The sequence below is a fragment of the Streptomyces sp. NPDC088554 genome, from assembly GCF_044752945.1.
In the GTDB taxonomy this organism is placed as follows: domain Bacteria; phylum Actinomycetota; class Actinomycetes; order Streptomycetales; family Streptomycetaceae; genus Streptomyces.
Window position 1 is genome coordinate 1 of record NZ_JBIVMF010000014.1, and the last position, 22,895, is coordinate 22,895.

Here is a 22,895-nt window from a genome sequence, read left to right on the forward strand (position 1 = left end):
GACTCTTTCGTGTCCGATTCCCCGTCGGAGCGGGGCTTGCTTTCCAGTTCTTCGCTTTCGCGCTTTCCCTTTCCAGCGGTTCCGACTCTACCAGATCCTTTCGGTCCTGATTCCCAGTCAGAGTGGGCTGCCATCCGGGCTGTTGGGCCCTTCCGACGAGTGAGACTTTAGCGGAATCCCTGCCTCCGACGCTAATCGGGGCTGCGTCCCTTCGAACGCGGATTCCTCATTTCGCAAAGCCACGCGGAAAGCAGCGCGACCTGAAGTCGTGTGCTTGTCGTGTGGTCCTGCGGAATGACTGTCCGGGGACCGGCCTGGGCCGGTGCTCACGTCGGACAGCTCGGAGTACATTACGGATGCGTGTTTGGCATGTCAACTTGCGAGGTCGGACGCTACCCTGGGGCCCATGACATCGCATGCGCGCATCCTTCGGTGGTGGGCCGCCTGACCGGCGGCCGACCGACACGCATGCACTCAACGGCCGCCGCTTCGGCGGCCGTTCGCGTTTCTCCCCCGGGAGTACGGACCGCCGGCGGCGGCGGTCCGACCAGGAGGGTGAGAGAGATGACGCGGATCTTCAGCGGGATCAAGCCGACCGGACATCTGACGCTGGGCAACTACCTCGGTGCCGTACAGCGGTGGGTCGAGGTCGATCAGTACCGGGCCGAGGCACTGTTCTGTGTGGTGGACCTGCATGCCCTGACCGTCGAGCACGATCCGGCGCGGGTGCGCAGGCTCAGTCGGCAGGCCGCCACGCTGATGCTGGCGGCGGGGCTCGATCCGGCGGGGTGCACCGTATTCGTACAGAGTCAGGTGGATGAGCACGCGCGGCTCTCGTATCTGCTGGAGTGCACGGCCACGGACGGGGAGCTGCGGCGGATGATCCAGTACCGGGAGAAGGGCGCTCGGGCGCGGGCGTCCGGGGAGAGTGTGCGGTTCTCGCTGCTGTCGTATCCGGTGCTGATGGCGGCGGACATCCTGGCGTACGGGACGGACGAGGTGCCGGTGGGTGAGGACCAGACGCAGCATGTGGAGCTGACCAGGGATCTCGCGGTGCGGTTCAACCAGCGGTACGGGCATACGTTCACCGTGCCGAGGGCCACCAGGCCACCGGTGGCCGCGCGGGTGATGGATCTCCAGGATCCGGCGTCGAAGATGGGGAAGTCGCACGAGCCGGGCGCCGGGATCGTGTTCCTGCTGGACGACGCCGAGGTCGTACGGAAGAAGATCATGCGCGCGGTCACCGACAGCGGCGAGGACGTCGTATATGACAAGGAGGCCGCTCCCGGGGTGGCCAATCTGCTGGAGATCCTCGCGGCGTGCACGCGCCGGACCCCGGACGAGCTGGTCGGCGCGTACACGTCGTACGGGGAACTGAAGAAGGACACCGCCGAGGCCGTGATCGAGCTGCTGCGGCCGCTGCGGGAGCGGCACGCGCGGCTCGCGGCCGATCCGGGGTACGTGGACGGCGTCCTCAGGGAAGGCGCGGCGCGGGCCAGGGAGCTGGCCCGGCCGCTGGTCGACGCGGCCTATCGCGCGATCGGGCTGCTGCCCGCCGGGTGATCCGGTCGGCCGATCCCGTCGGCGGGCCCGCTGGGATCAGCCGTTGCCGGTGGCGAGGGCTCGGCTGCGGTCCCGGGCCGCTTCGATGGCGGCGATGAGGGCGGCCCGTACCCCGTGGTTCTCCAGCTCGCGGATGGCGCTGATCGTGGTGCCCGCCGGGGAGGTGACCGCCTCGCGGAGCTTCACGGGGTGCTCGCCGCTGTCGCGCAGCATGACGGCGGCGCCGATGGCCGCCTGGACGATCAGGTCGTGCGCCTGCGCGCGGGGCAGGCCGAGGAGGATGCCGGCGTCGGTCATGGCCTCGACGAGGTAGTAGAAGTACGCCGGGCCCGAGCCGGAGAGCGCGGTGGCCGCGTCCTGCTGGGACTCGGGGACGCGGAGGGTCTTGCCGACGCCGCCGAAGATCTCCTCGGCGTGGGCGAGATGGGTGGGCCCGGCGTGGCTGCCCGCCGAGATGACGGACATGCCCTCGTCGACCAGGACGGGGGTGTTGGGCATGACCCGTACGACGGGGGTGCCCGTGGCGAGGCGTTCCTCGATGAAGGCGGTGGTGATTCCGGCTGCGGCGCTGATGACCAGGCGGTCGGGGGTGACATGGGGGGTGAGTTCGTCGAGGAGCTTGCCCATGTCCTGGGGCTTGGCGGCCAGGATGAGGATGTCGGCGCGCTTGGCGGCGTCGGCGTTGGTGACGGTCTCGACGCCGTAGCGGTCGCGCAGCTCGTCGGCGCGTTCGGTACGGCGGGTGGTGGCCAGCAGGTCCGCCGGTCGCCAGCCGGCCCTGATCATGCCGCTGAGCAGGGCCTCGCCGATCTTGCCGGTGCCGAGGACTGCGACTGTCTGGGGCATTGCGGGGGTCACCTCGCCGGTGGGGATGGGTTCGCTGTCGTCCTGGCCCATCCTCGCACCGGGATCGGGGCGCGGGGGTGAGGTGTCCGATGGGCGGTACGGGCGAGGCGGTCCGTCGAGCGCCCGGGCCGCCCGGGGCCGTCAGGCTCTGTGGGCGACCGTCAGTTCCGTGACGTACGACTCCTCCACCGTCCCGTCCGGGAAGAGCGCGAGCAGTTCGGCGCGTTCCGCCGTGAGGAAGGCGGTCGTGGTCCCGTCCCCGAGCAGCCGGAAGACGGAGTGGCTGGCGAGATTGGCCAGATGGGTGTCGAGCGTGACGCGACGGCTCCAGCCCATCTCTCGTGCCACGGGCACCAGCGACGCCGGGAGGTCCCTGCCGTACTCCGAGGAGCTGTGCGCGCCGTGGGCCGTGTCGCCGGTCCAGCGGCGGATCCGCCGGTCCTGTGCCGCGATCCACTCCACCGAGGCGTCCGAGACGTTCCACCACAGGGCGAGCGCCCCGCCCTCGTCGAGGACGCGCAGCGCCTCGGGGACGGAGCGGGCCGGGTCGGTCCAGTGCCAGGACTGGGCGTACGTGAGGAGGTCGGCGCAGCCGTCGGCCAGCGGCAGGGCGTCGCCGTACCCCCGGACGAGCGGGGTGCCGGGGAGCGCCCGGCGCAGTCGGGCGGCCATGTCGGGGCCCGGTTCGACGGCGGTGACGCGGGCTCCCCGCTCGCACAGCAGCCGGGTGGAGATGCCGGTGCCCGCGCCGATGTCGATGACGCGGGAGCCCTTGAGGGGCCGTCCGGTCAGTTCCTCGACGGTGTCGAGGAGAGCGGCGGGGTATCCGGGCCTGGCCGTGTCGTACTGCTCGGCCACGGCGTCGAAGGAGAGCGCGCGTCGGGTTGTCATGAGGGCATGGTGCCCACCCGCTCGGCATGAGGCCATGGCGCCTCCGCTGTCCTGGGGCCATGGCCTATCCTCGGCGGCGTCCGGGCTTGCGGGGGCTCGCGTTCCGGCGGGCGGCGCGGCGTTCGTACTGGATTCCGGCTGTCTCGTACTCCCTGCGGCGCAGTCCTTCGCCCGGGGCCTCCGTCAGGGAGCGGAGGAAATAGGCCAGCAGGGATCCGATGAAGCCGATCGTCCTGACGCCCCGGAGGGATTCCTCGCGGGCGGGGTCGGCCGGGCGGCGGGTGTAGCCGTCCCAGGTCCGGCGGAAGGCGATGGAGCTGCACACCGCGAACATCACGACGACCAGCAGGCCGGTGAAAGAGCCCACGGCCGCGATCTCCAGGCCCTCGTAGGCGAAGCGGAGTACGCAGCAGGCGGCGGTGGCGGTGGCGAGCGAGCCCACGGCGACCGCGACGCGGCGGGGTGCGTAGCCCCGGGGGCCGGGGTCGTGGCCGACCCAGGTCGTACCGAAGAAGCGGATGGCCTCGGGCTCCGGCCCGCCGCGAGCCGACGCGGCGGGGGCGGAGCCCGAGGGGTGGCGCGGTGCGGGGGGTTGTTCGCTCACGGGCGGATTATCCCGGCGGGGGAGAGCGGAACGGGGTGCGTGCGGCGGGTGTCGGTGTGTCGCCCGCCGGCGTGACGGGGTGTGGGTCTGGCGGGTGTGCGTGCGGCGGGTGTCGGTGTGGCGGGTGTGGGTGTGGCGGGTGTGGGTGTGGCGGGTGTCAGGCGCAGTGGGGTGCTACGTAGCCGCTGCTGCCGGTGTAGACGTACGCGTCCGAGATGTACTGGCCGTTGGCGATGTTGTCCCAGAGGTTCGTCGTGCCGTACGGACCGGCGATCCACTCGCCGGTCTTCTGGCAGTTGACCGGGACGGTCGCGCCGTATGAAAGCACCCTGACCAGCTGGTGGTTGGTGCCGGGGCCGCTGCGGACGTTCACCCGGTAGTCGGGGTGTACGGCGTAGCGCTTGGCCTCCGTGGTTTCCATCGCGTCCGTGTCATCGGTCGCGGTGGCCGCTCTCGTTCCCGTGCTCTCCACCTCTTCGGTCGACATGCGGTCCTCCCCCATTGAGGTGCGTATCCCTGAGCCGCGCAGGCTAGCAAGCCATGGCTTGATAGCACGCATCATCGACTAGGCTCCGTGAGTCGCGCTCGCGCACGAAATCCACGGGGGTGGGCGATGCCGCCACTGCGCAACACCGGGCCGGCCCCGGAAGCGGAGCGTCCGGATTACGCCGGTCGCTACCTGCTCGAATCGGCCCTGGGCTCCGGCGGGATGGGCGTCGTCCATCTGGCCACCTCCGCCTCCGGGCTACGGCTGGCGATCAAGGTCATTCATACGAACCACGCGTCGGATCCCGAGTTCAGAGCCCGGTTCCGGCAGGAGGTCGCGGCGGCCCGCAGGGTGAGCGGGGCGTTCACCGCGCCGGTCGTGGACGCCGATCCGGAGGCCGTACGGCCCTGGATGGCCACGCTGTTCATCGACGGGCCCACCCTCTCGGAGCGGGTGAAGCGGAGCGGTCCGCTGGGCCCCACTGAGCTGATCATGCTCGGCGCGGGGCTGGCCGAGGGGCTGCGGGACATCCACCGGGCCGGGGTGGTGCACCGCGATCTCAAGCCGAGCAATGTCCTGTTGGCGCCGGACGGGCCCAAGGTCATCGACTTCGGTATCTCGCGCCCGGTCGACAGCGATCTGCGGACGGAGACGGGCAAGCTGATCGGCACCCCGCCGTTCATGGCTCCCGAGCAGTTCCAGCGGCCGCGCGAAGTCGGGCCCGCCGCCGATGTGTTCGCCATGGGCGCGGTGCTGGTGCACGCGGCGACCGGGCGCGGGCCCTTCGATTCGGACAGCCCGTACATCGTGGCGTACCAGGTCGTGCACAACGAACCGGATCTGGCCGGGGTGCCCGAGGAACTGCTGCCCCTGGTCATCCGGTGTCTGGCGAAGGATCCCGCCGAACGCCCGACGCCGGACGAGGTGATGGCGTCGCTGCGCGTGGGGGTCCAGGAGGCCAGTGGGGTATGGGGGACGCGGGAGATACGGGGGACGCCCGGCGCTCCGGGCGTCCCCGGTGCGCCGGGGACCAGTCCGCTCGTACCCTCGCAGCGTCGTTCCACCGCTACCGGTACGGAGCCGGCCCGGCTCGCGCCCGACACCACCCACTCCCCCGCGTCCCGGCTGCGGACGCGGCTGCCGGGGGCCGTGCGGTCCCCGGCCCTGGGCGGTCGGCGGCGGGGCCGTTGGGTGGCGGCCGGCGCGGCGGTGGCGGTGCTGGGCGCGGCCGGGGTGGTGGGGGTGCGGGCCATGGGGGACGACAGCGCGCCCATCAGCCGGCCGGTGGAGCCGGCGGTACGGGGGTTCGTACCGTGGCAGACCACGCTCGGCGGGGACGGGATGCCCGTCTGCTCGGCCGGGAGCGGTGGCGCGGGGGTATCGGGGGTGTACTGCGCCGGTCCCGGTGTCCGGGCCGCCCGGCTCGACCCCGTGACCGGCCGGGTCGGGTGGCGGATCGGGGCCGGCCGGACGGAGGCCGGTACGGACGGGGGCGCGCCGCCCGTCCTCTCCGGCGGGCTGCTGCATGTCGTCGCCCCGGGCGGGGGGCGGCTGGAGGCGCTGGACCCCGGCTCGGGCGCCAGGCGCTGGGGGACCGACGTCTCCTCGTACGCCGCCGTCCGGCACACCGCCGATTCCGTACTGCTCGTGTCGTACGACGGGCGGGTGCGTTCCCTGGACGCGGCGACCGGGACCGAGCGCTGGTCGGGGAGGCGCGGGGGTACGGGCACGGTCTGGACGGCGGCGAGCGGCGCGGCCGGTCCGCTGTTCGGGGCGACCCCCTCGGACGACGGCACGGCCACCGAGGTGAGCGCCCTCGACCCGGCCACCGGGGCGCCGCTCTGGAAGGAGCGGCTGGCGGGCGGCCTCACCCCGGTGGGGGCCACGGGCAGGGCGCTCTTCCTGCTCGGCACCGACCCCGACCAGCTGACGCGGTCCGTCGTACGGATCGACGCGCGGAGCCGTGCCGTACGGCGGGTCCCGCTCGACGCGCCGGTCGACCAGGCGCAGGCGACGGTGGACGGCGACACGGTCCACGTCGTGGGGTACTCCGGATCGCTGCTCGCCGTCGCGACGGGCGGGCGCCCGGGGATCCGCTGGCGGCTGGAGACCTCGGTGACCCGGGCCTCGCGTCCCGCCGTCGCCGGGGGCCATGTGTATCTGAGCGCGGGCGACGGGCGGCTGCTCGCCGTGGACGGGCGGCGCGGGGTGCTGCTGGGACAGACGAGGCCGCGTATGAGCGCCGAGCCCGGCACGCTCGCCCCGGCGCTGGCCGCGCCGGTCGCCGTGTCGGGCAGGGTCTTCGCCTCCGCGCCGGACGGGACGGTCTTCGCCGTCGACGGGCGGGATCCGGAGGGCTGGTGACACCGGAGGGCCGGTGACAGCTGTGCGCCCCGGGTCCGTGGGGATCCGGGGCGCACACCCGTACGCACGTTCGGACGTACGAGAAGTACGTACGAGAAGTACGTACGAGAAGTACGTACGAAAGAAGGTCAGCCCAGCTTCGAGACGTCCCTGACCGCGCCCTTGTCCGCGCTCGTCGCCATCGCCGCGTAGGCGCGCAGCGCCACCGACACCTTGCGCTCGCGGTGCGCCGGTTCGTACACGCCGTTCAGCGCCTCGCGGCGGGTGGCCAGCTCCTCTTCGGGGACGAGCAGGTCGATCGAGCGGTTCGGGATGTCGATGCGGATCCGGTCGCCGTCGTGGACCAGCGCGATCGTGCCGCCCGAGGCCGCTTCCGGGGAGGCGTGGCCGATCGAGAGGCCGGAGGTGCCGCCGGAGAAGCGGCCGTCCGTGATCAGCGCGCAGGACTTGCCGAGCCCCCGGCCCTTCAGATACGAGGTCGGGTAGAGCATCTCCTGCATACCGGGGCCGCCGCGCGGGCCCTCGTACCGGATGACGATGACATCGCCCTCGGCGATCTCCTTGCGGAGGATCTTGTCGACGGCGGCCTCCTGCGACTCGCAGACGACGGCCGGGCCCTCGAAGGTCCAGATCGACTCGTCGACACCGGCGGTCTTGACCACACAGCCGTCGACGGCGAGGTTGCCCTTGAGGACCGCGAGGCCGCCGTCCTTGGAGTAGGCGTGCGCGACATCGCGGATGCAGCCGCCCGCCGCGTCCGTGTCGAGCGTGTCCCACCGCTCGGACTGGGAGAACGCCTCGGCGGAGCGGACACAGCCGGGGGCCGCGTGCCACAGCTCGACGGCCTCGGCGGACGGCGAGCCGCCGCGCACGTCCCAGGTCTCCAGCCAGTCCTTGATGTTCGCGGAGTGAACGGTGTGCACGTCCTCGTTGAGCAGCCCGCCCCGGTACAGCTCGCCGAGGATGGCGGGGATGCCGCCGGCCCGGTGGATGTCCTCCATGTAGTACGTACCGCCGGGGGCGACGTTCGGCGCGACCTTGGAGAGGCAGGGGACCCGGCGCGAGACCGCGTCGATCTCCGCGAGGCCGTAGTCCAGCTCGGCCTCCTGGGCGGCGGCGAGCAGGTGGAGGATGGTGTTGGTGGAGCCGCCCATGGCGATGTCGAGCGCCATGGCGTTGTCGAAGGCGGCCCGGGTCGCGATGTTGCGCGGCAGGACCGAGGCGTCGTCCTGCTCGTAGTGGCGCTTGGTGATCTCGACGACGGTCCGTCCGGCGTTCTCGTACAGGGCCCTGCGCGCGGTGTGCGTGGCGAGGACCGAGCCGTTGCCGGGGAGGGCGAGGCCCATGGCCTCGGTCAGGCAGTTCATCGAGTTGGCGGTGAACATGCCGGAACAGGAACCGCAGGTCGGGCAGGCGTTCTCCTCGATACGGAGGATGTCCTCGTCCGAGACGTTCTCGTCGACGGCGTCGGAGATCGCGTTGATCAGGTCGAGTTTCCGCACCGTACCGTCGACGAGTGTCGCCTGGCCTGCCTCCATCGGGCCGCCGGAGACGAAGACCGTGGGGATGTTGAGGCGCATCGCGGCCATCAGCATGCCGGGGGTGATCTTGTCGCAGTTGGAGATGCAGATCAGGGCGTCCGCGCAGTGCGCCTCGACCATGTACTCGACGGAGTCGGCGATCAGGTCGCGGGACGGCAGGGAGTACAGCATGCCGCCGTGGCCCATCGCGATGCCGTCGTCGACCGCGATCGTGTTGAACTCGCGCGGCACGGCGCCCGCGGCCTTGATCGCCTCGGAGACGATCCGGCCGACCGGGGCGAGGTGGGTGTGGCCCGGCACGAACTCCGTGAAGGAGTTCGCCACGGCGATGATCGGCTTGCCGATGTCCGCGCTCGCTACGCCCGAGGCCCGCATCAGGGCGCGCGCGCCCGCCATATTGCGTCCGTGGGTGACTGTGCGGGACCTCAGCTCGGGCATGCCGATCGCTCCTTCAGCGGATCCTTGGGATCCTTCGACGGATCCTCAACAGATCCTTCGGCAGAAAAGACTCTTTCCGAGCCTACGCCCCCGGCCAGGATCCGGACATGTTGTCCGGAATGCGGGATGTCCGTTCCACTTCCCGGTCGGTCGGGGCGGGGTTCCCCTGTCGGTTCCGGGCGGTCCGGGACGGCTTCCGGGCTCAGCGCTCGGGCGGTTCCGTACGCCCTGCTCGCTCCGGGCGCTCCGTACGCTCCGTACGCTCCGGGCGCTCCGGGCGCTCCGGGCGCTCCGGGCGCTCCGGGCGCTCCGGGCGCTCCGGGCGGGACGCCAGATGGAGCCGGGCGAACGCCAGCGCCTCCGCGAGATCCGCCTCGCGCTCGGCGGCGGACATCGCGCGCCGGGTGTTGACCTCGATCACCACATGTCCGTCGAACCCGCTGCCCGCCAGCCCCTCCAGCAGCTCGGCGCACGGCTGGCTGCCGCGCCCCGGGACCAGGTGCTCGTCCTTGGCCGAGCCGTTGCCGTCCGCGAGGTGGATGTGGCCCAGCCGGTCGCCCATCCGCCCGATCATGGCCATGGCGTCGGTGCGGGCGGTCGCGGTGTGCGAGAGGTCGACGGTGAAGTGGCGGTAGTCGTCCTTGGTGACGTCCCACTCGGGCGCGTACGCGAGCATTTCGCGGTCCCGGTAGCGCCACGGGTACATGTTCTCGACGGCGAACCGCACATCCGTCTCATCCGCCATCCGCGCTATGCCGGTGACGAAGTCACGCGCGTACTGCCGCTGCCAGCGGAACGGCGGGTGGACGACCACGGTGGACGCCCCGAGCCGCTCCGCAGCCGACCGCGCGCGCTGGAGCTTGACCCACGGGTCCGTCGACCAGACCCGCTGGGTGATCAGCAGACAGGGCGCGTGTACGGCGAGGACGGGCACCCCGTGGTAGTCGGAGAGCCGGCGCAGCGCCTCGATGTCCTGGCTGACGGGGTCGGTCCAGACCATGACCTCGACGCCGTCGTACCCGAGGCGCGCGGCGATCTCGAAGGCCGTGGCCGTGGACTCCGGATAGACCGAGGCAGTCGACAGCGCGACCTTCGTCCCTCGGGTGCTCTCCGTCCCCCGGGCGTCTTCCGTACCTCGTGCGTTTTTCGTATCCCGTGCGTTTTTCGTATCCCGTGCGTTTCTCGTATCCCCGACGCGCACCACTGGATCTGCCACGACAGACAGCGTACGGCCAAGTCCTACGTGGTCGGCAGCTGGTCCAGACGGCGCAGGATGACGCCCTCGCGCAGCGCCCAGGGACAGATCTCCAGCGTCTCGACGCCGAACAGATCCATCGCGGCCTCCGCCACCAGCGCCCCGGCCAGCAGCTGCGAGGAGCGGCCCTCGGAGACCCCGGGGAGCGCGGCGCGCTGCTCGGCGTTCATGACGGAGAGCCTGGGGACCCACTCCTCCAGGGACGTACGGCTCAGCTCGCGCTGGATGTACAGGCCCTCGCCGGAGCGGGCGGCCCCGGCGATCCTGGCGAGCTGCTTGAAGGTCTTGGACGTCGCCACCACATGGTCCGGACTGCCGAACCGGGAGAACTCGCCGACCGTACGGGCGATCTCCGCCCGCACATGGCGGCGCAGCGCCTTGACGTCGATCGGGTCGGGCGGGTCGCCGGGCAGCCGGGCCGCGGTGAGGCGGCCCGCGCCGAGCGGCAGGGACACGGCGGCGTCGGGCTCCTCGTCGATTCCGTACGCGATCTCCAGCGAGCCGCCGCCGATGTCCAGGACCAGCAGCTTCCCGGCCGACCAGCCGAACCAGCGGCGGGCGGCGAGGAAGGTGAGCCGGGCCTCCTGCTCGCCGGTGAGGACCTCCAGGTCGATACCGGTCTCGCTCCTGACGCGGGCGAGGACCTGGTCGGCGTTGCTCGCCTCGCGCACGGCGGAGGTCGCGAAGGGCAGGACGGCCTCGCAGCCCTTGTCCTCGGCGGCCTGGAGGGCGTCGGCGATGGTGGTCACCAGCCGGTCGACGCCGTCGGGGCCGATCGCGCCGTCCGGGGCGAGGAGTTCGGCGAGCCGCAGCTCCGCCTTGTACGAGTGCGCGGGCAGCGGACGTGCACCGCGGTGGGCGTCGACCGCCAGGAGGTGCACCGTGTTCGAACCGACGTCGAGGACTCCGAGTCTCATGGGCGGAACGCTACTGCGCGGTCGCGCATACGCTGGACCCGTGCCAAAGACGAAAAAGGCGAAGCCGGGCAAAGCAGTGGGCCCGAAGAAGCAGGACGAGCGGCGCCGGGAGGTCCGGGCCGCGGCTCCGGACACCCCCGACGAGAAGGGCCTGGACTTCGCCCGCGCATGGGTCGAATTCCCCGATCCGGCCGACGAGGAACAGGTCTTCCGCTGCGATCTGACCTGGCTCACGTCGCGTTGGACCTGCATCTTCGGCAGCGGCTGCCAGGGCATCGAGGCGGGCCGGGCGGACGACGGCTGCTGCACGCTGGGCGCGCACTTCTCGGACGAGGAGGACGAGCGGCGGGTCGCCGGACATGTGGCGCGTCTCACTCCCGAGCTGTGGCAGTTCCACGGCGAGGGCACGTCCACCGGCTGGACGCAGACCGATGACGACGGGGAGCGCCAGACGCGCCGCTGGAAGGGCTCCTGCATCTTCCAGAACCGTCCGGGCTTCGCGGCGGGCGCGGGCTGCTCGCTGCACATCCTGGCGCTGCGCGAGGGCCGCGAGCCGCTCGAAACGAAGCCGGACGTGTGCTGGCAGCTGCCGGTCCGGCGGACGTACGACTGGATCGAGCGCCCCGACGACACCAAGGTCCTCCAGGTCTCCATCGGTGAGTACGACCGCCGCGGCTGGGGCTCCGGCGGCCACGATCTCCACTGGTGGTGCACCTCCGCGACCTCGGCGCACGGCGCGGGCGAGCCGGTCTACCGGACGTACCGGCCCGAGCTGACCGAGCTGATGGGCCCGGCGGGGTACGAGGTCCTCGCCGGGCTCTGCGAACAGCGCATGGCGAGCCTGCTGCCCCTGGTGGCCCCGCACCCGGCGGACCCGGTCCGCGAGAGCTGATCGCCCGGGCGTTCAGTCCGGCTGCGGGGGCGGCGGGTCCTCCGGGGACGGGGTGACCTGGCCGGAGGGCTCGGGCCCGGGACTCTCGGAGGCCGCCGGGGCCGAGGGCTCCGGGGTGCCGGGGCTCGGCGGGGGCGCGGTGACGGGCGGGGGCGCGGGGGACGCGACGGCGGCGACGGGCGGCGCCGGGGTGGTGACGGGCGGGCGCGCCGGGGCTTCGGTGGGGCGGTACGGCGGGCGGCGCGGCGGCGCCGGTCTGGCGCCGTACCCCCGGATCTTCACCACGGCCCCGGCCGGGTAGACCGCGATGCGCGCGCTCCACGGCCCGGACGGCTCGCGCGCGTGGTCGACGACGGCGCGGAGCGTACGGGACTCGCCGGGGGCGAGCGTGCCGTACCGCGCGCCGAGCCGCAGCCAGGGCGCCTCGGTGCCGGCCGTCCAGGAGACCGGCTCGCCGCCGGAGGCCCGGAGCGTGATCAGCGTCGCGTCACCGGCGGGGCGCGCCTCGACCGTGAGCCGGCCGGGGTCGGGGTTCCCCGGGCCGGTGGGCGGGACGCCCACCGGGTCGCTGATGACCTCGACCGACAGCTCGGGCGGGCGGCTGTGCTGCGTACTGCCCGCGTTCTCGTAGTACTCGTACTGGTCGTGGGGTCCGTCCGGGCCCCGGGGCTCCTCGTTCCCGCCCGCCGTGACCGAGGAGGAGCCGGCGTGGCCCTCGCCCGTCTGCGGCGCGTGGCGGTACGCCGCCCAGAGGGCGAGCACGGGGGCCGCGACGACCGTCGCCACGACGGTCGTCGTCACGGCGCGCGCCCGCAGCCGGTCGCGGCGGGCCGCGCGGTCCTTCGGGTCCAGCGGGAAGCCGTTGCGGCCGAAGCGGGGGGCCGCCGTACGGGCCCGGGAGGCACGGGTCATGGCGGTGTACGCGGCGCTCCGGTCCGCCGTCACCAGCGGCAGCGCGGCGGGCGCGGCCCCGTCCGGGGTGACCGGCGGGCGCGAGCCGGGCCAGGGCCCTCGCGCCTCGGCCCGCTCGGCGGCGCGGCGGCAGCGCGGGCAGTCGTCGACGTGCCGGACGAGTTCACGGCGGAGCGCGACGGAGAGCAGCACCTGATGGTCGCCGGTGAGCCGGGCGACGGCCGGGCAGTCACCGCTGTCGACGACCGCGAGCGCGGCGCGGGTGCGCTCCACCTCGCAGGCGGCGGAGGCGAGCAGCTCACGGGCGGCGGCCGGGTCCATGGAGAGCACGGCGGCGACATCGCGCGGGCCCAGCCGGTGACGTACCGCCAGCTCCAGGACCTCGCGCTGCTCCGGGGTCGTACCGGCCGCCTCCGGCCAGGCCAGCCGGGCGAGTTCGGTGCGGTGGCGCTCGGCGGTGGCCGGCTCCGCCTCGGGCGCCGGTACGGGGTCCGGCTCGTGGCCGGCCGAATGCGCCCCCTGCCTGCCCCGGCGCCGCTCGGCCAGCCTGCGCAGACAGGTCCAGCGGGCGATCGCGTAGAGCCAGGCCCTGCGCTCCCCGGCGCCGGAGGGGCAACGCCCGTACTGGCGCTCGGAGATGGCCAGCACATCGCCCAGCGCCCCGGTCGCCGCTCCGTGGTCGCAGAGGACGGAGAGGCAGTAGGTGAACAGGCCGTCGAGGTACGGCTCGTACCGTGCGGGCGGAACCTGCGCCTCCGTATGGGGCGCACGACGGAGCGCGCGGTGTGCGCCGGTGGTGTGCGTTTCGGTCCCGGGGCTGCTGCTCTTCACCCGGCGACGGTAGACAGGGGACCCGAGGCCCCTCACATCTCTTGAGCATATTTAATCCTTACGGGTGAAGGTATCCCCCATAAGGGGACAGGAACGCCATGTTTCGATGAGTTTCAGTGCGTTCCGATGAGCTATGACCCGCTTCCGCCGCCGCTTCGACCGCCCCCGGCGGCGGACCGCCCGGGGCGCGCGCCCACTGTGGTCGGCGCTGTCGGTGGACCCCTATACGGTGACGACATGGCTGCCCGTACGAAATCCGCGAAGGACCGGCCGTCCTACCGCTGCACCGAGTGCGGCTGGACGACCGCCAAGTGGCTCGGCCGCTGCCCCGAATGCCAGGCGTGGGGCACGGTCGAGGAATACGGCGCGCCCGCGGTGCGGACGACGGCCGCGGGCCGGGTCTCGACGGCCGCGCTCCCCATCGGCCAGGTCGACGTCCGTACGGCCACGGCGCGCCCCACCGGCGTCCCCGAGCTGGACCGGGTGCTGGGCGGCGGGCTGGTGCCGGGGGCCGTCGTGCTGATCGCGGGCGAGCCGGGCGTCGGCAAGTCGACGCTGCTGCTCGACGTCGCGGCGAAGTCGGCCACCGACGAGCACCGCACGCTCTACGTGACGGGCGAGGAGTCCACCAGCCAGGTGCGGCTGCGCGCCGACCGGATCAAGGCCATCAGCGACCACCTCTACCTGGCCGCGGAGACGGACCTGTCCGCCGTCCTCGGCCATCTCGACGCGGTCAGGCCGTCGCTGCTGATCCTGGACTCCGTACAGACCGTGGCCTCTCCCGAGATCGACGGGGCGCCGGGCGGTATGGCGCAGGTGCGTGAGGTCGCGGGGGCGCTCATCCGGGCCTCCAAGGAGCGCGGCATGTCCACGCTGCTGGTGGGCCACGTCACCAAGGACGGCGCCATCGCGGGCCCCCGGCTGCTCGAACACCTGGTGGACGTGGTGCTCTCCTTCGAGGGCGACCGGCACGCCAGGCTGCGGCTCGTCCGCGGCGTCAAGAACCGGTACGGGGCGACCGACGAGGTCGGCTGCTTCGAGCTGCACGACGAGGGGATCACCGGGCTCACCGACCCGTCGGGGCTCTTCCTGACCCGGCGCGACGAGCCCGTGCCCGGCACCTGTCTGACCGTCACCCTCGAAGGCAGACGGCCGCTCGTCGCCGAGGTGCAGGCGCTGACGGTCGACTCCCAGATCCCCTCGCCCCGGCGCACCACCTCCGGGCTGGAGACCTCCCGGGTCTCGATGATGCTGGCCGTGCTGGAGCAGCGCGGCCGGATCAGCGCGCTCGGCAAGCGCGACATCTACAGCGCGACGGTGGGCGGCGTGAAGCTCACGGAGCCCGCCGCCGACCTGGCCATCGCCCTCGCGCTGGCCTCCGCCGCCAGCGACACCCCCCTGCCGAAGAACCTGGTGGCGATCGGTGAGGTGGGGCTGGCGGGCGAGGTCAGACGGGTCACCGGGGTGCAGCGGCGGCTCGCCGAGGCGCACCGTCTCGGCTTCACCCAGGCGCTCGTTCCGAGCGACCCGGGGAAGATCCCGGCCGGTATGAAGGTCACGGAAGTGGCCGACATGGGCGAGGCTCTGCGGGTGCTGCCGCGCCGGGGTCGTGCGGACGCCCCACAGGACGACAGCGCTCGCCGGTAGACTTTGCCCTGGTCTCGCCCATCCGTACGAGCCGGAGGAGTGCAGTGGCAGCCAACGACCGGGCATCAGCACCCGGAAAATCCGGCGCAGGCTCCGGCAATGAGGCGCTCATGCGCGCCACGCTGAGCGCCGTCGCGCCGGGCATGGCCCTGCGCGACGGGCTTGAGCGGATCCTGCGCGGCAACACCGGCGGTCTTATCGTCCTGGGCATGGACAAGTCCGTCGAATCGATGTGCACGGGCGGCTTCGTCCTGGACGTGGAGTTCACCGCGACCCGTCTGCGCGAGCTGGCCAAGCTCGACGGTGCGCTCATCCTCGACAAGGACATCACCAAGATTCTGCGGGCGGGCGTCCAGCTCGTCCCGGAGTCCTCGATCCCCACGGAGGAGACGGGCACCCGGCACCGCACGGCGGACCGGGTGTCCAAGCAGTGCGGGTTCCCCGTGGTCTCCGTATCGCAGTCGATGCGGCTGATCGCGCTGTACGTGAACGGCGAACGCCGGGTCCTGGAGGAGTCGGCGGCGATCCTGTCGCGGGCCAACCAGGCGCTGGCGACCCTGGAGCGGTACAAGCTCCGTCTCGACGAGGTCGCGGGGACGCTCTCCGCGCTGGAGATCGAGGATCTGGTCACGGTCCGGGACGTGACGGCGGTGGCGCAACGGCTGGAGCTGGTGCGCCGGATCGCCACGGAGATCGCGGAGTACGTGGTCGAGCTGGGCACCGACGGCCGGCTCCTCTCGCTCCAGCTGGAGGAGTTGATCGCGGGCGTCGAGCCCGAGCGGAACCTGGTCGCGCGCGACTACGTCCCGGAGCCGACCGCGAAGCGGTCCCGTACGGTCGAGGAGGCGCTCGACGAGCTGAACGCGCTGACCCATCCCGAGCTGCTCGAACTGCCCAATGTGGCGCGGGCCCTCGGCTACAGCGGCTCGCCCGAGACGCTCGACTCGGTGGTCTCCCCGCGCGGCTACCGGCTGCTGGCCAAGGTGCCGAGGCTGCCGGGCGCCATCATCGAGCGGCTCGTCGAGCACTTCGGAGGGCTCCAGAAGCTGCTGGCGGCGAGTGTGGACGATCTCCAGACGGTGGACGGCGTCGGCGAGGCGCGGGCACGCAGCGTGCGCGAGGGGCTGTCACGGCTGGCGGAGTCGTCGATCCTGGAGCGGTACGTCTAGGGGTTTCCCGTACGGAACGCAGAGGTGCCCCGGCCGATCCGATCGGCCGGGGCACCTCGCGGTTTCGCTCCGTGGTGCCGGCGCTCAGTCCTTCTCCAGCCGGATGGACTGCCGGCCCTGCTTCACCGAAGCGCCCGCCGCCTCGGCCTCCACCAGATACGTACCGGGGCCGACCGAGCCCGCGGGCGGGGTGGCGCACTTCGGGGAGCTCTTCTTACGGTCCCATTCGACGGTCCGGGTGATGCTGCCGTTCGCCGGGACCTCGAACAGCGTCGCCGAGGTCTTCGGGCAGTCCTCGGAGGACCAGACCTGGTCGTCGTCGGTGTCGGTGATGGTCAGCACGATGGCCTCGGGGCCGAAGTCCGCCTTGCAGCTCGTGTCCGAGGTGTTGGTGGCGAGCAGCCGGAACGAGGGCTTCTCGCCCGGCGCGTAGGCGACCTTGACGGTGGTGAGGCGCAGGGTGAGGGAGCCCGGGGAGCAGGTGGGGAGCGCGGAGCCCGCCGCGACCTGGCGTCCCGATCCGGTGGACCCGGTCGCCCCCTCGGCTCCGGAGCCGCCGCCCGACGTACCGTCAGTTCCACCGGAGCCGGAACCGGAACCGGAACCCGAGCCGGAACCCGCGTCCGAACCCGAACCCGACCCGGCGTCCGAACCCGACCCGGAGCCCGCGTCCGACCCCGAGCCCGCGTCCGACCCGGAGCCCGCCGTACCGGCCGAGCCGCCGGTCTCTCCGGGGTCGCCGTTCTTGCCGCCGCCGCCCGTGTCCGTACCGTCCGAGGTGTCGCCGCCCGCCCCCGAGGCGTCGGACTCGTCGCGTCCGCCCGGCTGTTGGCTGATCGCCGTGCCCGACGGGGTGGGCCCCGGGCCGATGGTCTTCGCGGGGTTGGCGCCGTCGGACAGACCGGCGCTCTTCTTCCCCTCGCTCCCCCCGGAGCTGACGAAGAACCATACGGCCAGCAACGCGAGCAGCGCGATCAGCGCCGCAGCGATGGCCCTCCGTCGCCAGTAGATGGTGGAGGGAAGCGGCCCGACCGGATTGCGCAGAGATCCCACGCCGCAAACTCTACGAGAGATCGGCGCCAACTCCCTCCCCCCATGCCGCTCGTGTTCGCAAGTTTTACGGATCATCAGCCTGGGCGGACGAACCCTCGGCCGAGGACCGTCCCTCGACCGTCCCCAAGCCCCTCAACCGCCTCCAAAGACCCTCAGGTGAAAGGAACCCCGAGCGAACTCGGTACGTTCTCCCCATGAACAGCAGCGCAACCAGCGATCTCTATCTGGACATAACCGACTTCGCACGTAGTACCCCCTCCTGGTTCCAACATCTGGCCGAGCTGTGGACGGAGGCCGGACTGCTGTTGTTCGGTGCTCTCTTCGTGGCCGTCTGGTGGATCGCGCGGCCCATGGGCGCCCGCGCCGTGGCCGTGGCGGTGCTCGCCCCCCTCGCGACGGCCGTCGCCTATGTATGCAGTGAGCTGCTCAAGCTCTTCTTCACGGAGGACCGGCCCTGCCGGGCGGTGGTGGGAGCCGGGGCGTCGCTCGTCGCCTGCCCGCCGGTCGGCGACTGGTCCTTCCCGAGCAACCACTCCACCATCGCGGGCGCGGCGGCCATCGCCCTGGCCCTCGCCCGTCCCGTACTGGCCTATCTGACCGTGCCGATGGCGCTGTTGATGGCGTTCTCCCGGGTCTTCGTCGGTGTCCACTACCCGCACGACGTCGCGGTCGGCCTGGTCCTCGGCGGGATCGTCGTGACGGTCGTCGTGCTGGCAGCCGCCCGTCCGGTGGGTGCACTGGTCACCACCATGCGGACGAGCCGGTCCGGGCTGGTGCTCTGGATGGCGGGCACGGGCGAACGCGCCGGGGTCGAGCGCGGTCGGCACAGCGCCGGCCGTCGCTGAGCACGCGGGCGGAGAACAAAGACACGGACGGAACACGGAGACCCGGAACGGAACCCACGGAGCAGAGACACCGAGCAGAGACAGAGACGGATAAGGACGGCGAGAGCGGGCAGGCGGCGGACCCGGGCGCGTGACAACCTCCGGCGTACGCCCGCCTGCCGCACCACCGCCGTCCCCGGTCGTGCCAGGATCGGTGCTGCCATGACTGCTACCTCCGCGCACCCCGCCCCGACCGCCCCTCCGACGGCCCCCGTCGAACCGGCCGTCCTCCACACCCCTGTCATCGCGTGGTTCGAGACGAACGCGCGCGATCTGCCCTGGCGCCGCCCCGAGGCGGGCGCCTGGGGGGTGATGGTCAGCGAGTTCATGCTCCAGCAGACACCGGTCGCCCGGGTGCTGCCGGTGTACGAACAGTGGCTCGCCCGCTGGCCGCGCCCCGCCGATCTCGCCGCCGAGGCCCCGGGCGAGGCCGTCCGCGCCTGGGGACGGCTCGGCTATCCGCGCCGCGCGCTGCGGCTGCACGGGGCCGCGCAGGCGATAACGGAGCGGCACGGCGGTGACGTACCCCGCGAGCACGCGCAGTTGCTCTCCCTCCCCGGGATCGGCGAGTACACGGCCGCCGCCGTGGCCTCCTTCGCGTACGGGCAGCGCCATGCCGTACTCGACACGAATGTGCGCCGGGTCTTCGCGCGCGCCGTGACGGGCGTGCAGTACCCGCCGAACGCGACCACCGCCGCCGAGCGCAGGCTCGCCCGCGCCCTGCTGCCCCCGGACGAGGCGACGGCCGCGCGCTGGGCCGCCTCCTCCATGGAGCTGGGCGCCCTGGTCTGCACGGCGAAGAACGAGAGCTGCGCGCGCTGCCCGATCGCCGCCCGGTGCGCCTGGCGGCTGGCCGGGAAGCCGCCGCACGAGGGCCCGGCCCGGCGCGGTCAGACGTACGCGGGCACCGACCGCCAGGTGCGCGGGAAGCTGCTCGCCGTGCTGCGCGAGGCGGTCGGCCCGGTGGAACAGCGGGCCCTGGACCGGGTGTGGGACGAACCGGTGCAGCGGGCGCGGGCGCTGGACGGGCTGGTCGCCGACGGGCTGGTGGAGCCGCTGGAGAACGGTCTGTACCGGCTGCCGCAGAGTTGACGGGAACTTCACTCCGGGCATATCGACATATCATCACCGCTTTATGGGGTGTTGCCCAGAGCTGTTACACAACCGATGGCCAGCCGTGCATTCGCCGACGGCTGGCCCGCACAGCCCTGTGACAACCGCTCCGTAGCTTCGTGTTGTCAGCGAATGGCGGGAAGTCCACGGGGTCGGAGGCGGTTGGCATGGCACAGGGTGAGGTGCTCGGATTCGAGGAGTACGTGCGTACCCGGCAGGAGGCCCTGCTGCGCAGCGCCCGCCGTCTCGTGCCCGATCCGGTGGACGCGCAGGACCTGCTCCAGACCGCGCTGGCGCGTACGTACGGCCGCTGGGACGGCATCGCCGACAAGTCGCTCGCCGACGCCTATCTGCGCCGGGTCATGATCAACACCCGTACGGAGTGGTGGCGGGCGCGCAAGCTCGAAGAGGTCCCCACCGAGCAACTGCCGGACGCGAGCGTCGAGGACGGCAGCGAGCAGCGCGCCGACCGGGCGCTGCTGATGGACATCCTCGGGGTGCTGGCGCCCAAGCAGCGCAGTGTGGTGGTCCTGCGACACTGGGAGCAGATGAGCACGGAGGAGACGGCCGCGGCGCTCGGGATGTCTACGGGTACGGTGAAGAGCACCCTGCACCGGGCACTGGCCCGGCTCCGCCAGGAGTTGGAGAGCAGGGAGCTGCGGAACGGCTCTCCGGAGTCCCCGGAGACCGGCGCGCCCGGTAGCCGGACGCTGGCAGAACTTCGTAGTCACCACCGCCCCGGCGGTGGTGGGGAACGGGAGCGGCAGAGGTGCGCGGCCTGACAGGCCCCGACCGTTCGGGGGGCGGATCGTTCACGGCGGGAAGCGCGGTCATGGCCGGGCTCGCCGCCCTCGGCCTGCTCACCGCGGCCGGCTGTTCCACCGGCGGTACGGGAACGCGGGACGAGGGAGCGGCCGTGACCACCCCGGTCGACCGCGGCGCACCCGCCCCCGGGGCCTCCGCGCCGACGCCCGCCGGCAGCGTCGACGCGGTGACGCTGCTACGGGACGACCCGAAGGTCAGCAGGCGGATCAAGGCCGACCTCAAGCCGTGCTCGGTGGACGTCTACCCGGTGGACACCTCGTACGGCAATCTGACCGGCGGTAGCGCGCCCGATGTGGTGATCAACGTGCTGACCTGCGGCGATTCCGTGGGCATCGGTACGTTCGTCTACCGCGAGAAGAACAACACGTACCAGAACGTCTTCGCGACCGAGCAGCCCGCGGTCTACGCGACGATCGACCGCGGCGAGCTGGTCGTCACCCAACAGGTGTACGCGAAGGGCGACCCGCTGCCCTTCCCCTCGGGCGAGGACGTCGTCACGTACAAATGGGCCGACAACAAGTTCAGCGAGCGCTACCGGGTACGCAACGACTACAGCAGAGCGGTGAACGACGGTGGCACTCCCGCCCCCGCGCCCACCGCCACGGACAAGAACTGAGGGCCGTTGGATGGCCGAGACCCACGTCCTGTTCGTCGAGGACGACGACGTCATCCGCGAAGCCACCCAGCTGGCGCTGGAGCGTGACGGCTTCGTGGTCACCGCCATGCCGGACGGGCTGTCCGGTCTGGAGGCGTTCCGCGCCCACCGGCCGGACATCGCGCTGCTCGATGTGATGGTGCCGGGGCTGGACGGTGTCAGCCTGTGCCGGCGCATCCGCGACGAGTCGACCGTCCCCGTGATCATGCTGTCCGCGCGCGCGGACTCGATCGATGTGGTGCTCGGCCTGGAGGCCGGCGCCGACGACTACGTGACCAAGCCCTTCGACGGCGCGGTGCTGGTCGCCAGGATCCGGGCCGTGCTGCGCCGCTTCGGCCACGCGGGCCGGCCGGTGGCCGACCCCGACGGCGCCGGGGATCCCGCCGAGCGCGGGGTGCTGGCCTTCGGCGATCTGGAGATCGACACGGAGGGCATGGAGGTACGCAGATCGGGTACGCCGGTGGCGCTGACCCCCACCGAGATGCGACTGCTGCTGGAGTTCTCGGCCGCGCCCGGGACCGTACTCTCCCGCGACAAGCTGCTGGAACGGGTCTGGGACTACGGCTGGGGCGGCGACACCCGGGTCGTGGACGTCCATGTGCAGCGGCTGCGCACCAAGATCGGGCAGGACAGGATCGACACGGTCCGCGGCTTCGGCTACAAGCTCAAGGCATGAAGCGACTCGCCCTGCGCACCGGCGTCCGTTGGAAGATCAGCATCGCCATCGCGGCGGTGGGCGCGCTGGTGGCGATAGCCCTGAGCCTCGTGGTGCACAACTCCGCCCGGGTCTCCATGCTCGACAACGCCCGCGAGGTGCAGTTGGAGCGGCTGCTGTTCGCGCAGCGGATGTACGACACCACCAAGGAACCGAAGTTCGGCACGAAGGTCAACGACCCGCTGCTCCCCCACGGCCTGCGGCACAAGATGAAGCAGGGGCGGCGCGCCACCTACGTCCAGGAGACCGGCAGCGGGGTTCCGGACGTCTGGGCGGCCGTCCCGATGAACGACGGCGCCGTGCTCTCCCTGCACAGCAAGTTCGCCGACCGCAGCGCGACGATCATGCAGGATCTGGACCGGTCCCTGATCATCGGCTCGGTCTCGGTGGTCTTCGGCGGCTGCGCCCTCGGCGTGCTGATCGGCGGCCAGCTCTCCCGGCGGCTGCGCAAGGCCGCCGCCGCGGCGGGCCGGGTCGCGCAGGGCAACACCGAGGTACGGGTCGGGGAGGCCATCGGCGGCGTCGTACGCGACGAGACCGACGAGCTGGCCCGCGCCGTGGACGCGCTGACGGACGCGCTGAACGAGCGGATCGAGGCGGAGCGCCGGGTCACCGCCGATATCGCCCACGAGCTGCGCACCCCCGTCACCGGGCTGCTCACGGCCGCCGAGCTGCTGCCCCCCGGCCGCCCCACCGAGCTGGTACGGGACCGGGCGCAGGCCATGCGGACCCTGGTCGAGGACGTACTGGAGGTGGCCAGGCTCGACAGCGCCTCGGAGCGCGCGGAGCTCCAGGAGATCGCGCTCGGGGAGTTCGTCCAGCGGCGGGTGTCGGCGCTGGACCCCGGGATCCGGGTCCAGGTGGTGCACGAGTCCTGGGTCAACACCGACCCGCGCCGCCTCGAACGCATCCTGGGCAATCTGCTGGCCAACGCCGCCAAGCACGGCGGTACCCCGGTCCAGGTCACCGTGGAGGGCCGCGTCGTGCGCGTACGCGACCACGGACCCGGCTTCCCGGAGGCCCTGCTGCGCGAGGGGCCGAGCCGCTTCCGTACCGGAGCCACCGACCGCGCGGGCCACGGCCACGGCCTGGGCCTGACCATCGCGGCCGGCCAGGCCCGGGTCCTGGGCGCCCGGCTCACCTTCCGCAACGCGGGCGCCGCGGGCGTGGACGGTACGGGCGGCGCCATCGCGGTCCTCTGGCTCCCGGAGCACGCCCCGACGACCACGGGCAGCTTCCCGCTCCCGCGTCTGCCCGACTGACCGCCCAGCGCCGTGACCCGGCAGTGTTGGC

20 protein-coding genes are annotated in these 22,895 nt (G+C 72.4%); 11 read left to right on the top strand and 9 right to left on the bottom strand.

All coding sequences use genetic code 11. The features are described from left to right. The first annotated feature begins 564 nt into the window (after positions 1 to 564). Positions 565 to 1,563: a tryptophan--tRNA ligase gene (trpS, locus tag ACIP8W_RS17710; protein WP_401956816.1), complete on the top strand. Its 999-nt coding sequence runs from the start codon at positions 565 to 567 to the stop codon at positions 1,561 to 1,563. A gap of 36 nt (positions 1,564 to 1,599) precedes the next feature. Here trpS and proC read toward each other — a convergent pair whose 3' ends face one another. From proC to ACIP8W_RS17730, 4 genes are all read right to left on the bottom strand, one after another. Further along, on the bottom strand, positions 1,600 to 2,409 hold the full coding sequence (gene proC / locus ACIP8W_RS17715; protein ID WP_401956815.1) for a pyrroline-5-carboxylate reductase: 810 nt from the start codon (positions 2,407 to 2,409) through the stop codon (positions 1,600 to 1,602). A 141-nt stretch (positions 2,410 to 2,550) separates the two neighbouring features. Further along, positions 2,551 to 3,300 carry a class I SAM-dependent methyltransferase gene (locus ACIP8W_RS17720; protein ID WP_401956813.1) on the bottom strand — a complete coding sequence of 250 codons (750 nt, stop codon included), beginning with the start codon at positions 3,298 to 3,300 and terminating at the stop codon, positions 2,551 to 2,553. 64 nt (positions 3,301 to 3,364) lie between these two features. Further along, on the bottom strand, positions 3,365 to 3,904 hold the full coding sequence (locus ACIP8W_RS17725; RefSeq protein ID WP_401956812.1) for a hypothetical protein: 540 nt from the start codon (positions 3,902 to 3,904) through the stop codon (positions 3,365 to 3,367). Positions 3,905 to 4,061: 157 nt separating this feature from the next. After that, positions 4,062 to 4,391, bottom strand: a complete 330-nt coding sequence (locus ACIP8W_RS17730; RefSeq protein ID WP_401956810.1) for a peptidase — start codon at positions 4,389 to 4,391, stop codon at positions 4,062 to 4,064. A gap of 126 nt (positions 4,392 to 4,517) precedes the next feature. Here ACIP8W_RS17730 and ACIP8W_RS17735 point away from each other — a divergent pair, with 126 nt between their 5' ends. Continuing rightward, positions 4,518 to 6,755, top strand: a complete 2,238-nt coding sequence (locus tag ACIP8W_RS17735) for a PQQ-binding-like beta-propeller repeat protein (protein WP_402203613.1) — start codon at positions 4,518 to 4,520, stop codon at positions 6,753 to 6,755. A 128-nt stretch (positions 6,756 to 6,883) separates the two neighbouring features. Here the strand turns inward: ACIP8W_RS17735 and ilvD are convergent, their stop codons facing one another. The 3 genes from ilvD to ACIP8W_RS17750 form a co-directional block, all read right to left on the bottom strand. Continuing rightward, a complete protein-coding gene (ilvD, locus tag ACIP8W_RS17740) occupies positions 6,884 to 8,734 on the bottom strand; it encodes a dihydroxy-acid dehydratase (protein ID WP_401956806.1) in 1,851 nt (616 codons plus the stop codon). Positions 8,735 to 8,936: 202 nt separating this feature from the next. Beyond that, entirely contained in the window at positions 8,937 to 9,818 is an 882-nt protein-coding gene (locus ACIP8W_RS17745) for a sugar phosphate isomerase/epimerase family protein (RefSeq protein WP_402203718.1), read from the bottom strand. 155 nt (positions 9,819 to 9,973) lie between these two features. Next, the gene (locus ACIP8W_RS17750; protein WP_401956804.1) at positions 9,974 to 10,906 is read right to left on the bottom strand and encodes a Ppx/GppA family phosphatase; all 933 of its coding nucleotides are present in this window, start codon (positions 10,904 to 10,906) and stop codon (positions 9,974 to 9,976) included. A gap of 40 nt (positions 10,907 to 10,946) precedes the next feature. Between ACIP8W_RS17750 and ACIP8W_RS17755 the strand changes: the two genes are divergently transcribed. Beyond that, positions 10,947 to 11,798: a hypothetical protein gene (locus ACIP8W_RS17755; RefSeq protein WP_401956802.1), complete on the top strand. Its 852-nt coding sequence runs from the start codon at positions 10,947 to 10,949 to the stop codon at positions 11,796 to 11,798. 12 nt (positions 11,799 to 11,810) lie between these two features. On the opposite strand, the gene ACIP8W_RS17760 is transcribed toward ACIP8W_RS17755, so the two are convergent. Continuing rightward, entirely contained in the window at positions 11,811 to 13,541 is a 1,731-nt protein-coding gene (locus ACIP8W_RS17760) for a hypothetical protein (protein WP_401956799.1), read from the bottom strand. Between the two features lie 237 nt (positions 13,542 to 13,778). Between ACIP8W_RS17760 and radA the strand changes: the two genes are divergently transcribed. After that, the gene (gene radA, locus ACIP8W_RS17765; protein ID WP_401956797.1) at positions 13,779 to 15,188 is read left to right on the top strand and encodes a DNA repair protein RadA; all 1,410 of its coding nucleotides are present in this window, start codon (positions 13,779 to 13,781) and stop codon (positions 15,186 to 15,188) included. A 44-nt stretch (positions 15,189 to 15,232) separates the two neighbouring features. Continuing rightward, positions 15,233 to 16,357 (top strand): DNA integrity scanning diadenylate cyclase DisA, encoded by a 1,125-nt coding sequence (gene disA, locus ACIP8W_RS17770; protein WP_401956796.1) that lies wholly within the window; start codon positions 15,233 to 15,235, stop codon positions 16,355 to 16,357. Between the two features lie 84 nt (positions 16,358 to 16,441). On the opposite strand, the gene ACIP8W_RS17775 is transcribed toward disA, so the two are convergent. Beyond that, on the bottom strand, positions 16,442 to 17,410 hold the full coding sequence (locus ACIP8W_RS17775) for a hypothetical protein (protein ID WP_402154369.1): 969 nt from the start codon (positions 17,408 to 17,410) through the stop codon (positions 16,442 to 16,444). 194 nt (positions 17,411 to 17,604) lie between these two features. On the opposite strand from ACIP8W_RS17775, the gene ACIP8W_RS17780 reads away from it, so the two are divergent. From ACIP8W_RS17780 to cseC, 6 genes are all read left to right on the top strand, one after another. Then, on the top strand, positions 17,605 to 18,255 hold the full coding sequence (locus ACIP8W_RS17780) for a phosphatase PAP2 family protein (protein WP_401956794.1): 651 nt from the start codon (positions 17,605 to 17,607) through the stop codon (positions 18,253 to 18,255). Between the two features lie 201 nt (positions 18,256 to 18,456). Continuing rightward, positions 18,457 to 19,386 carry an A/G-specific adenine glycosylase gene (locus tag ACIP8W_RS17785; protein WP_401956793.1) on the top strand — a complete coding sequence of 310 codons (930 nt, stop codon included), beginning with the start codon at positions 18,457 to 18,459 and terminating at the stop codon, positions 19,384 to 19,386. A gap of 188 nt (positions 19,387 to 19,574) precedes the next feature. Beyond that, complete coding sequence (locus tag ACIP8W_RS17790; RefSeq protein ID WP_401956791.1) at positions 19,575 to 20,189, top strand: SigE family RNA polymerase sigma factor; 615 nt, start codon at positions 19,575 to 19,577, stop codon at positions 20,187 to 20,189. Then, positions 20,177 to 20,848, top strand: a complete 672-nt coding sequence (locus ACIP8W_RS17795; protein WP_402148441.1) for a hypothetical protein — start codon at positions 20,177 to 20,179, stop codon at positions 20,846 to 20,848. Before ACIP8W_RS17790 ends, ACIP8W_RS17795 begins: the two co-directional genes overlap by 13 nt. 10 nt (positions 20,849 to 20,858) lie before the next feature. Beyond that, entirely contained in the window at positions 20,859 to 21,563 is a 705-nt protein-coding gene (gene cseB / locus ACIP8W_RS17800; RefSeq protein ID WP_401956787.1) for a two-component system response regulator CseB, read from the top strand. Next, positions 21,560 to 22,864 carry a two-component system sensor histidine kinase CseC gene (gene cseC / locus ACIP8W_RS17805; protein WP_401956785.1) on the top strand — a complete coding sequence of 435 codons (1,305 nt, stop codon included), beginning with the start codon at positions 21,560 to 21,562 and terminating at the stop codon, positions 22,862 to 22,864. Before cseB ends, cseC begins: the two co-directional genes overlap by 4 nt. The last annotated feature ends 31 nt before the right edge of the window (positions 22,865 to 22,895 follow it).